The sequence below is a fragment of the Actinoplanes subtropicus genome, assembly GCF_000721705.1.
GTDB lineage: Bacteria > Actinomycetota > Actinomycetes > Mycobacteriales > Micromonosporaceae > Actinoplanes > Actinoplanes subtropicus.
The window spans coordinates 99834-109884 of the sequence record NZ_JOJL01000031.1; the positions used below are offsets into that span (position 1 = coordinate 99834).

Annotated in this window: 11 protein-coding genes; 6 read left to right on the plus strand and 5 right to left on the minus strand. The window is 72.0% G+C overall.

Annotation, left to right across the window (positions count from 1 at the left end; genetic code table 11):
• Positions 1 to 74 precede the first annotated feature (74 nt).
• The 4 genes from IH26_RS0138045 to IH26_RS0138055 all read left to right on the plus strand — a co-directional run bounded on the left by IH26_RS0138045 (position 75) and on the right by IH26_RS0138055 (position 2296).
• A complete protein-coding gene (locus IH26_RS0138045) occupies positions 75 to 812 on the plus strand; it encodes an LmeA family phospholipid-binding protein (protein WP_051809247.1) in 738 nt (245 codons plus the stop codon).
• 70 nt (positions 813 to 882) lie between these two features.
• Complete coding sequence (locus IH26_RS64305; RefSeq protein WP_317620705.1) at positions 883 to 960, plus strand: Ms5788A family Cys-rich leader peptide; 78 nt, start codon at positions 883 to 885, stop codon at positions 958 to 960.
• Between the two features lie 155 nt (positions 961 to 1115).
• Positions 1116 to 1964: a sulfurtransferase gene (locus tag IH26_RS0138050; protein WP_030441136.1), complete on the plus strand. Its 849-nt coding sequence runs from the start codon at positions 1116 to 1118 to the stop codon at positions 1962 to 1964.
• A 2-nt stretch (positions 1965 to 1966) separates the two neighbouring features.
• On the plus strand, positions 1967 to 2296 hold the full coding sequence (locus IH26_RS0138055; protein WP_034216794.1) for a DUF1416 domain-containing protein: 330 nt from the start codon (positions 1967 to 1969) through the stop codon (positions 2294 to 2296).
• A 47-nt stretch (positions 2297 to 2343) separates the two neighbouring features.
• On the opposite strand, the gene IH26_RS0138060 is transcribed toward IH26_RS0138055, so the two are convergent.
• The gene (locus tag IH26_RS0138060; RefSeq protein ID WP_030441138.1) at positions 2344 to 3609 is read right to left on the minus strand and encodes an AI-2E family transporter; all 1266 of its coding nucleotides are present in this window, start codon (positions 3607 to 3609) and stop codon (positions 2344 to 2346) included.
• A 148-nt stretch (positions 3610 to 3757) separates the two neighbouring features.
• On the opposite strand from IH26_RS0138060, the gene IH26_RS0138065 reads away from it, so the two are divergent.
• Positions 3758 to 4054, plus strand: a complete 297-nt coding sequence (locus tag IH26_RS0138065) for a GroES family chaperonin (protein WP_051809257.1) — start codon at positions 3758 to 3760, stop codon at positions 4052 to 4054.
• Between the two features lie 13 nt (positions 4055 to 4067).
• Here IH26_RS0138065 and IH26_RS54470 read toward each other — a convergent pair whose 3' ends face one another.
• Both IH26_RS54470 and IH26_RS0138075 read right to left on the minus strand, forming a co-directional pair.
• Positions 4068 to 6050, minus strand: coding sequence for a PrsW family intramembrane metalloprotease (locus IH26_RS54470; RefSeq protein WP_030441140.1), 1983 nt, complete (start codon positions 6048 to 6050; stop codon positions 4068 to 4070).
• A 14-nt stretch (positions 6051 to 6064) separates the two neighbouring features.
• Positions 6065 to 7240, minus strand: coding sequence for an FUSC family protein (locus tag IH26_RS0138075; RefSeq protein ID WP_034216796.1), 1176 nt, complete (start codon positions 7238 to 7240; stop codon positions 6065 to 6067).
• A 21-nt stretch (positions 7241 to 7261) separates the two neighbouring features.
• Between IH26_RS0138075 and IH26_RS0138080 the strand changes: the two genes are divergently transcribed.
• Positions 7262 to 7915: an HD domain-containing protein gene (locus IH26_RS0138080; protein ID WP_030441142.1), complete on the plus strand. Its 654-nt coding sequence runs from the start codon at positions 7262 to 7264 to the stop codon at positions 7913 to 7915.
• On the opposite strand, the gene IH26_RS0138085 is transcribed toward IH26_RS0138080, so the two are convergent.
• Positions 7883 to 8149, minus strand: a complete 267-nt coding sequence (locus IH26_RS0138085; protein ID WP_030441143.1) for a DUF4031 domain-containing protein — start codon at positions 8147 to 8149, stop codon at positions 7883 to 7885. The two genes, IH26_RS0138080 and IH26_RS0138085, sit on opposite strands and share 33 nt — an antisense overlap.
• Positions 8146 to 9981 (minus strand): glycerol-3-phosphate dehydrogenase/oxidase, encoded by a 1836-nt coding sequence (locus tag IH26_RS0138090; protein ID WP_245665865.1) that lies wholly within the window; start codon positions 9979 to 9981, stop codon positions 8146 to 8148. Before IH26_RS0138090 ends, IH26_RS0138085 begins: the two co-directional genes overlap by 4 nt.
• Positions 9982 to 10051: the final 70 nt, after the last annotated feature.

Here is a 10051-nt window from a genome sequence, read left to right on the forward strand (position 1 = left end):
TCCAGCAGAGTCGACGGACGGGAGAACCGGTGGCCGAGGCGTACGGAGCGCGACCGCGACGGCGAGGACGGCGGGTGCTCTTCACACTGATCGTGCTGGTGCTGATCCTCGGGGCCGCGCTGGCGGTGGCCGACCGGTTCGCCGCCTCCTACGCCGAACGCAAGATCAGTGACCGGGTCGCCCAGCAGGTCGCGCAGCAGAAGGCGACCAGCGAGCAGCCGAAGGTGACGATCGAGGGGATCCCGTTCCTCACCCAGGTCGCCCGCGGCGAGTACCAGCAGATCCGGATCGACCTCGTGAACTTCTCCGGGCCGGTCGGCGAGGGCCGGACGATCAAGATGAAGGAGCTGGACGCGACCGCGAACGACGTACGCGCCCCGCTCACCACGATCCGCTCCGGGAACGGCGAGGTCACCGCCGGTTCGATCATCGGCACCGGGCTCATCGACTACGCGCAGATCGCGCAGCTCTCCGGCCAGCCGGGCGTGAAGCTGACCGAGCAGAACGGCAAGCTGGTCGGTTCGGCGCCGGTGCAGGCGCTCGGCCAGACCTTCACGATCAGCGCCACGGCCGACCTGAACGTGCAGGGAGACCTCGTCCAGGTCCGTTTCAGCAACGTTAAGGCGGAGGGTCTGCCGGACAACACGCTCGTGCGTGGACTGGTCAACACGTACGTCCAGAAGCTGGCTTTCAATCTGCGGGTCCCGGCGCTGCCGCTCGATCTGAAGGTCAAAAGTGTGGAACCGCAGGCCGACGGCCTGAAAGTCACCGCGGAGGCGAGCCACGTCTCGCTGAACTCCGGCGGGCTGTGACCCCGGACTCCTTCCCGGATCGTGGTCGAGGCTGTTCCGGGGTGTGGAACCGCTGGTAGGGTCGGTTTCCATGAGCCCGTTGCTCACCAAGAGGCGTGCGGTCGACCTGTGCCGCATGGCCGCCTGCCTGTGTCGCCCTGTCCTCTGACGGGGCCACTAGTGCTGAGCATCTTCTGCTCGTAATCCCAAGCCCGGCAGTGGCGCCGTCGCACAAGCACGAGATCTTGAATCCAGGGTCCCGCGCGGGGTGCGACAAAACCTCCGTGCGCTGACTCTCCCCCACCCATCCAAGGGAGTGAATCGATGAGTCGCGACACCGCACTCGTCTCGGCCGATTGGGCCGAGAAGAACCTCGAAGCCCCGGGCGTGGTCTTCGTCGAGGTCGACGAGGACACCACCGCGTATGACGGCGGGCACATCCCCGGCGCCGTGAAGATCGACTGGAAGAAGGACCTGCAGGACCCGGTCCGGCGCGACTTCGTCAACCGGGAGCAGTTCTCCGCGCTTCTCTCCGAGCGCGGCATCGGCAACGACGACCTCGTGGTGCTGTACGGCGGCAACAACAACTGGTTCGCCGCGTACGCGTACTGGTACTTCAAGCTGTACGGCCACGAGCAGGTCAAGCTGCTCGACGGCGGCCGCAAGAAGTGGGAGCTCGACGCCCGCCCGTACTCGAAGGACGTGCCGGTCCGGGCCAAGACCTCGTACTCGGCCAAGGAGCCCGACCTGACCATCCGCGCGTTCCGCGACGAGGTCGTCCAGGCGATCGGCGCGAAGAACCTGGTCGACGTGCGCAGCCCCGACGAGTTCGCGGGCCGCCTGCTCGCCCCGGCGCACCTGCCACAGGAGCAGTCGCAGCGGGCGGGCCACATCCCCACGGCGATCAACGTGCCGTGGAGCAAGGCCGCGAACGAGGACGGCACCTTCAAGTCGGACGACGAGCTCGCCAAGATCTACGGCGAGGCCGGCCTCGACGGCGGCAAGGACACGATCGCCTACTGCCGGATCGGCGAGCGCTCCTCGCACACCTGGTTCGTGCTCAAGGAGCTGCTCGGCCAGCAGAACGTGAAGAACTACGACGGCTCCTGGACCGAGTACGGCTCGCTCATCGGCGTGCCGATCGCGCTCGGCGACCAGCCCGGGGAGGCGTGATCATGACGTCTCCGAACGTCGCGGCCGGTTGCGCCGCCCCCGACCAGTCCGCGCCCCTCCCCGCCGGCGTGGACCTGGAGAAGGAAACCGTCATCACCGGCATCGTGAACAACGTCGAGGGTGAGCCGGTCGGCGGCGCGTACGTGCGCCTGCTCGACGGCTCCGGCGAGTTCACCGCCGAGGTCGTCACGTCGCCCGAGGGCGTGTTCCGGTTCTTCGCCGCGCCGGGGTCGTGGACCCTGCGGGCGCTGAGCCGGGCCGGCAACGGCGACCTGGTCGTCGACGCCACCCGTGGCGTCAACGAGGTCGCGATCAGCGTGGTCGCGGCCTGAGCCCACGCTCTGATACAGGGCGGGATCCCCGATCGGGGTCCCGCCCTTCAGTTTGTGGCGCTGGTGCCGCCGACCACTACCGCGTTGGGCGGCACCTCGGGCCGGCTGCGGGACAGCCGGCGGACGCCGGTGTTCAGCACGGCGATCAGCGGCACCGCGACCAGCGCCCCGATGATCCCGGCCAGCGTGGCGCCGCAGGCGATCCCGATGATCACCACGAGCGGGTGGATCGCCACCGCCCGGCCCATGATCAGCGGCTGCAGCACGTGCCCCTCGACCTGCTGCACCAGGATCACCGCGCCGAGCACGATCAGCGCGATCACCCAGCCCTGATCGACCAGCGCCACCAGAACCGCGACCGCACCCGACACGCTCGCGCCGACGATCGGGATGAACGCGCCCAGGAACACCAGCGCGGCCAGCGGGAACGGGAACGGGATCTTCAGGATCACCAGCGCGGTGCCGATGCCGACCGCGTCGATGAACGCCACCAGCACGGTCGCCCGCACATAGGAGCCGAGCGTCGCCCAGGACGCGTCGCCGGCGTCGGCCACCGACCAGCGGGCGTTCACCGGGAGCAGCCGGACGATGAACCGCCAGATCTTGCGGCCGTCGCGCAGGAAGAAGAACGTCGAGAACAGCACCAGCAGCATGCCGGTGACCACCTCGAAGAGGGTGGCCGCGGTGGCGATGCCGGTCGAGGTCAGCTGCGAGGTGTGCGCGTTGACCCAGTCCTGCGCGTTGTTGATCGCCTGGGTGACCTGGGCGTCCGACAGGTGCAGCGGCCCGGTCTTCAACCACTGCTGGATCTGCCGTACGCCGTCGCTCGCCTTCTGGGTCAGCTCCGCGGCGCCGTCGATGAACTGCGAGATGACCAGCGTGAGCGTGCCGGCGATGACGGCGAGCCCGAAGATCAGCACCAGGAACGTGGCCAGCGACCGGTTCAGTTTCAACCGCAGCAGCCAGCCCACGGCCGGGGCGAGCAGCGCGGAGAGCAGCAGCGCGATCGCCAGCGGGATCACCACGAAGCTGACGATGCCGACGAAGTGCAGCAGCGCCCAGCCGACCACGCCGACCACGATCAGCCGCCAGCTCCAGGCCGCGGCGATCCGCAGCGAGTGCGGCACCTCGGCGTCGTCCTGGCTGATGGTCGAGTCGTGCACGACCTCCGGCGGGCGCGGTGGGGGCTCGAAGTCGTCGTCGGGCTCGGGCCGGCCGGCCACCCCCTCGTCGGCACGCGCCTGCCGCACCGACTCACGGCCCGAGTCGTAGGCGCGGCGCAGGTTGTCGCGGACTCGCTGGAAACGGCTCAAACCGGCCAACCTCCTTGCCGAAGCGGCGCCGCGTTGTGGCGCGCGGTAACCACCGTAGTAGGGGTCGTCCTGCCGATCACGCCGGGTCGGCGGCGGCGTACCGTCTGGACTCGTGAGTTCCGTTACCGAGGCCGGACTGCCGATCCGGATGTTGCATGACCGCGTGCTAGTTCGCCAGGACGGAGCCGAGGGCGAGCGACGGTCGTCGGCCGGCATCGTGATCCCGGCTACCGCGTCAGTCGGGCGGCGGCTGTCCTGGGCCACGGCGGTCGGGATCGGCCCGAACGTGCGGTCGATCGTGGTCGGCGACCGGGTGCTGTTCGATCCGGACGACCGCTCCGAGGTCGAGTTGCACGGGCGGGAGTATGTGCTGCTCCGCGAGCGGGACGTGCACGCGGTGGCGGCCAGCCGGGTCGAGTCCGACGGGACCGGCCTCTACCTCTGAACTCTGCGGTGGGTCACCCCGGGCGGTTCGGGTCCGGCGGCGTCGTGGTCGGGCTTTCCGACGGCGGTGGGTACGGGGACTGCCAGGGATCCGTCTGGGCCGGCGGCGCCGGCGGAGCGCTCGGCGTCGGCCACGCATGCGGCTGCCCGGTCACCGGCGGCGGCGGCTGCTGCTGCTGCTGCGGTTGAGCGAACGGCGACGGGGTCGGGTAGTAGGTCGGCCCGCCCGAGCCGCTCGGCCGATTTGTCGGATATATCGGATATGGCTGCTGGGCATAGCCCGATTGCTGCGGCGGGTAGTTGGGCTGTTGGTAGCCCGGCTGCTGGTAACTCGGCTGCTGGTAACCCGGCTGCGGATAGCCCGGCTGCTGGTAACCCGGCTGCGGATAGCCCGGCTGCGGCGGCGAGTAGCCCGGCGAGCCGCTGTACCCCGGCGCACCGTAGGGCGACCCCGGATATGTCGGATATGTTGGGCCGGGCGCGGCATACACCGGCAGCCGGATCGGCACCGGAACGACCGGGTCGGCCGGCGGGGAGATCGTCCGGGGCACGCCGTCCGGGAAGATCACGTGGTAATTCAGGCCGTCCCAGAAGGCCTGCGGGGTGGTCGGATCCTTGGCCGTGAACGCCTGCCGGTAAGACTGCACGTCCTGGAGCAGCCGCTGCTCCTCCGTACTGGTCTTGAGCTGGTCTTTCGGCGTGCTGCGCAGGCCACGCTGCATGCCGTCGCGCAGCAGCGCCAACCGGGTCGCCGCGAACTGGAAGTCGCGCATCGCCTTCTGCCCGAGCGGCCCGGCCACCCGCCGCGCCCACTGCCGGGCCGAGTGCCGCCGGCCGAGGCTGCCCAGGCTGGCCACCTCGGGTGGGGAGAACCATCCCGAGCGCACGTAGAGGGGCAGCACCCGCTCGGTGAGCCGGCCCTCCCACGCCCGGAGCGCGATCGCGAAGCCGACCACCGCAAAGAAGAACGGCACCATGAAGCCCAGATAGCCGTACAGCATGATGATCGGCTTGTTCAGGCTCGCGGCGAGCGTGGGCAGCAGGTTGAACGTCCCGTGCAGGATCATCGCGAGCAGCAGGCCGGCGATCGGGGCGAGCCAGCGGACCCGCCGGTCGGCCGAGCGGACCGAGACGCCGAGGCCGATGCCGGTCATCGAGGTGAAGAGCGGGTGCGCGAAGCCGGTGAACAGGATGCGCACGATGAAGATCAGGAAGAGGTTTTGCAGGCCGGTCGCCGGGCCGTACTCCTCGGCGCCCGCCGCGTAGCCGTGCTTGCCCAGGTAGAGGATGTTTTCCACCATGGCGAAGCCGAGCGCGGACATGCCGCAGTAGACGATGCCGTCGGTGATGCCGGACCACTCGCTGCGCCGCCGCCAGGACAGCAGGATCGGGCCGGCCGCCTTCATCGACTCCTCGATGAAGGGCGCCACCAGCACCGCGACCAGCGCGTCGGGCCACCCCCAGTGCGTGAAGAGCTTCTCGGTCATCGTGTTGACGAACAGCGCCACCGAGGTGGCGATCGCGGCGCCCCAGGTGAAACAGAAGGCCAGGTAGCGCACCGGCTCGGGCTCGTAGCGGTCGAGCCAGAGAAAGCTCGACACCAGCAGCGGGACCGGGATGAAGGCGGCGATCAGGCCGACCACCAGGCCGGTGATGCCGATGTTGTGGCCGAGGTAGAGCAGCAGGCTGATCGCGGCGACCAGCAGCACGCCGATGACGCCGACCATCGGGGCGTAGCGCCGCCACGCGGGCTGCCGCGGCTCGGGCGACCAGTCGATGGCCGCCGGCGCGCCGGGATAGAGCGCGGGGGTGCCCACCGGCAGCAGGTCGGGGCCGGGCGGCGGGAACGAGCCGGCCGCCGGCGGAGCGCTCTGGTCGGGCGGCCCGCCCGGCGAGCCGGCCGCCGGCGGAGCGCTCGGGTCGGGCGGCCCGCCCGGCGAGCCGGCCGCCGGCGGAGCGCTCGGGTCGGGCGGCCCGCCCGGCGAAACGTCGGCCATGACCGCCAGCGTAGTCACCCGGCCGGGTGCGGGCCGCCCGGCGGGTGGCCCCGGCGCCCCCGCCGGGAGACGCGCGGGCGGTCGTGCCAGCCGGCCGCCCGGCGGACCAGGCGCGGGGCCTCGGCGAAGTCGACGCCGCTCGCCCGCAGCAGGTCGGTGGCCGCCGAGCGGATCTGCGCCACCACCACCCCGCCGGAGAAGCCCAGGCCGTCGTCGTACGCCTTGGCGGCCTCGCTGACCGCGCTCAGCGCCCGCTGCCGGGCGGCGATCGGCTCGGCCGCCCTCGCCCACTCCTGCCGCAGCAGGTCGACCGCGTCCCCGAGCAGCCCGATCGAGGTGGCCAACACCTCGGGCATCTTCTCCTGGTCGCCCAGCCCGGTGCCCACCCGGCGGATCAGCACCCGGGTGTTGCGCAGCGCGTAGGTGACCTGCGGGGCGCCCAGCACGTACTGGGCCAGCGGGCCGCGGGTGTGCCAGCGGGCCGGGGCGAAGGCGACGTTCTCCCGGGCCGCGGTGACCGCCGCGGAGAAGGCGGCGAACGACGTCTCGGCCGCCCGCAGCCGCAGCAGCGTCGCCTCGATCTCATCCCGGTCGGCGGCGCGCAGGGCGGTCGCGACGTCGTGCAGCCCGTCGGCGAGCGCGCGCAGCGCCGGGTCGGCCGCCCGTTGCACCACGGTCAGCGGGTTGAGCGGCAGCAGGACGGTCATCACGACCAGCCCGACCCCGCCGCCGACCAGCGCGTCGAAGAACCTGGTCCAGGGCAGGCCGGTGGCCGAGGTGAGGGTGGCGACCAGCACGGCCGAGGAGGCGGCCTGCATCACCAGCGGGGTGCCGCCGCCGACCGCGGTGGCGACCAGGATCGCGAGCAGCACGACCAGGCCGATCTGCCACGGGCCGGTGCCGACCAGCAGGATCAGCGCGTCCCCGATGCCGATCCCGATCGCCACGCCGATGACCAGCTCGACCGTACGGCGGGCGCGCTGGCCGACCGAGGAGGCCAGGGTGATCACCGCGGCGATCGGGGCGAAGAACGGCGCCGGCCGGCCGATCACGTCGTGCGCCAGGAACCACGAGATCCCGGCGGCCACGCCGGACTGGACGGCGAGCGCCAGGCCGCCGCGCACCCGGTGCAGGCCGGCGGCGAACCCGGCGCGGGACCGGGCGAGCAGCCGGGCCGGGGCGGACGTCATGGTCACGACCCTACTGACAGGATGGCGGGCGTGACTTCTCTCGTGGACGGGTTCCGCGCGGCGGCCCGGCAGGCCGGTGCGACCGCGGACGACGCCGACCTCGCGGCCGCCGGTGAGTACCTGCTCGCCCGCTGGTCGGAGCCGCAGCGCCACTACCACACCGTGGCGCACCTGTCCGCCGTACTGGATGTGGTGGAAAGCCATGCGCGACTCGCTCCGCATCCGGAACGGGTCCGCCTGGCCGCGTGGCTGCACGACGCCGTCTACGACCCGCGGGCGCTCGGCGACGCGAACGAGCGGGACAGCGCCGAGTTCGCCGAGGGCCTGCTGGCCATGCTCGGGGTGCCGGCCGGAACGGCGGCCGAGGTGGCGCGGCTGGTCGGGCTGACCGCCGGGCACGCGACCGAGGCGGACGACCCGGACGGCGAGTTGCTCTGCGACGCCGACCTGGCCGTCCTGGCCGGCGACGAGGAGGCGTACGCGTCGTACACCGCCGCGATCCGCCGGGAGTACGCACACGTGCCCGAGGACGCCTTCCGCGACGGCCGGGCCCAGGTGCTCAAGGCGCTGCTGGAGCTGCCCTCGATCTACCGCCTCGACTCGCTGCGCGCCGCCTGGGAGGAGAAGGCCCGCGCCAACCTGTCACGGGAGCTGGAGGTGCTTCGGCCGGCGTAACCCGGCCGCGCGCAGCCGGAAGGCCAGCTCCCGGGACGGCAGCAGGGTCGCGCCGAGCCACACCGCGCTGCGGAACCGCTGCTCCGGGATGTCGTAGTGATCCCGGTCGAAGGCCCGCCGCGGGGCGCCCAGCATCTCCGCGAACACGTGCAGCTCGGCGTACGACAGATCGCTGACCAGATGCGACCAGAGCCGTCCGCGGGCGGGCCAGAGCGGCTCGTCGACAAGGATCAAAGATCGCCCAGCAGCGGCAGGTCGGCCAGCAGGTCGATCGCCCGGTCGGCCGCGAAACCGCGGACATCGGGCACGCCTATCCGGGCCGCGTCGGCGGTCAGGTCGTCGGGCATCGTCTGCGACTGCCGCTCGGCGGCCACCCGGGCCAGATAATGCTCGATCTCCCGGTCGCGGACGACCTTGTCCCAGCCGAGCGCGTCGCCCATTACCGCGGCGGCGTGCGCGGCCGACTCGCTGCCGCGGTGGGTCGTCTCGATCGAGATCCTGGTGCGGCGGGTCAGCACGTCGTCGAGGTGCAGCGCGCCCTCGGCCAGCGCCGCGTACGCCACCTCGACGGTCAGGTACTCCGGCGCGCCGGTCAGCGGCGTGGCCAGCCCCGGCTCGGCGGCGATCATCGCGAGCAGGTGGACGGCGAGCGTCCCGTACCGCTCGAGGAGATGCTCGACCACCCCGGCGCTGACGCCGTGCCGCCGGGCCATGTCCTGCCGGTCGCGCCAGGCGGCCGCGTAGCCGTCCGCGCCGAGCAGCGGCAACTCGTCGGTGCGTGAGGGCCGGGCCGGGCCGCCGAGCCGGCGTACCGCGTGATCGATCACGTCGGCCGCCATCACCCGGTACGTCGTGTACTTGCCGCCGGCCACCAGCAGCAGGCCGAGCATGGGCTCGACCACCGCGTGCTCCCGGGAGAGCTTGGACGTCGAGTCGGCCTCGCCGGAGAGCAGTGGGCGCAGTCCGGCGTACACCCCCTCGATGTCGTCGGTGGTCAGCGGGCGATCGAGCACGGTGTTGACCTGGTCGAGCAGGTAGCGGATGTCGCGGGCCGAGGCGGCCGGGTGCGAGCGGTCGAGCTTCCAGTCGGTGTCGGTGGTCCCGATGATCCAATGGCCGCCCCACGGGATGACGAACAACACCGACGTGGGCGTACGCAGGATCAGTCCCGCCTCGCCGGTGATCGCCGAGCGGGGCACCACCAGGTGCACCCCCTTGGAGGCGCGCACCCGCATGCCGGGACGGACGCCGACGTCGCTGAGCATCTGCGACATGTCGTCGCTCCACACGCCGGTGGCGGCCACCACCGTACGGGCGCGGACCTCGAACTCCGGCGAGTCGGGCGCCTCCAGGTCGCGCACCCGGACGCCGACCACCTCGCGCGCCTCGCGCACGAAGCCGACCACCCGGGCGCTGGTCACCACGGCCGCGCCCAGGCTCGCCGCGGTCCGCGCCAGGGTCACCACCAGGCGGGCGTCGTCGACCTGGCCGTCGTAGTAGCGGATCGCGCCGGTCACCGCGTCGGCCCGCAGGCTCGGGAACAGGTGCCGGGCGCCGTCGCGGGTGAGGTGCTTGTGCAGCGGCATGCCCCGGCCCTTGCCGAAGACGCCGGCGAACGCGTCGTACGCCGCGACGCCGAGCCCGTAGTAGGCGCGGTGCCAGACCCGGGCCGGCGGGTTCGAGGCCGGCAGCGGCACCAGGATCGGGACCGGGCGCACCAGGTGCGGCGCGAGCCGGGTGGAGAGCAGGCCACGCTCGGTCAGCGCCTCGTGCACCAGGTGCAGCTCGAGCTGCTCGAGGTAGCGCAGGCCGCCGTGGATCAGCTTGCTGGACCGGCTGGACGTGCCGGCGGCCAGGTCACGGGCCTCGACCAGGGCGACCTTGAGCCCGCGGGAGGCGGCGTCGACGGCCGCGCCGGCGCCGGTGACCCCGCCGCCGACGACCAGGACGTCGAACTGCTCATCGTGGAGGCGCCGGAGATCGGCTATCCGGCGGATCGGGGAGAGCCGGCCGGCGGAATAGCGGGAGACGGAGGGTTCGCGCACCCGTCCCACGTTAGCGCTCATGAGCGTCACCTCGGCGGATGAAAATCTCACTGTCGGCCCCGCGCTCGTTCTTCCCTTTTCGCACGCATTT

Excerpts from the sequence above, each read along its gene's own strand:
- IH26_RS0138055 (WP_034216794.1), top strand. The coding sequence starts at position 1,967 with ATGACGTCTCCGAACGTCGCGGCCGGTTGCGCCGCCCCCGACCAGTCC.
- IH26_RS0138075 (WP_034216796.1), bottom strand. The coding sequence starts at position 7,240 with ATGACGTCCGCCCCGGCCCGGCTGCTCGCCCGGTCCCGCGCCGGGTTC.
- IH26_RS0138050 (WP_030441136.1), top strand. The coding sequence starts at position 1,116 with ATGAGTCGCGACACCGCACTCGTCTCGGCCGATTGGGCCGAGAAGAAC.
- IH26_RS54470 (WP_030441140.1), bottom strand. The coding sequence starts at position 6,050 with ATGGCCGACGTTTCGCCGGGCGGGCCGCCCGACCCGAGCGCTCCGCCG.
- IH26_RS64305 (WP_317620705.1), top strand. The coding sequence starts at position 883 with ATGAGCCCGTTGCTCACCAAGAGGCGTGCGGTCGACCTGTGCCGCATG.
- IH26_RS0138090 (WP_245665865.1), bottom strand. The coding sequence starts at position 9,981 with ATGAGCGCTAACGTGGGACGGGTGCGCGAACCCTCCGTCTCCCGCTAT.
- IH26_RS0138065 (WP_051809257.1), top strand. The coding sequence starts at position 3,758 with ATGTTGCATGACCGCGTGCTAGTTCGCCAGGACGGAGCCGAGGGCGAG.
- IH26_RS0138080 (WP_030441142.1), top strand. The coding sequence starts at position 7,262 with ATGGCGGGCGTGACTTCTCTCGTGGACGGGTTCCGCGCGGCGGCCCGG.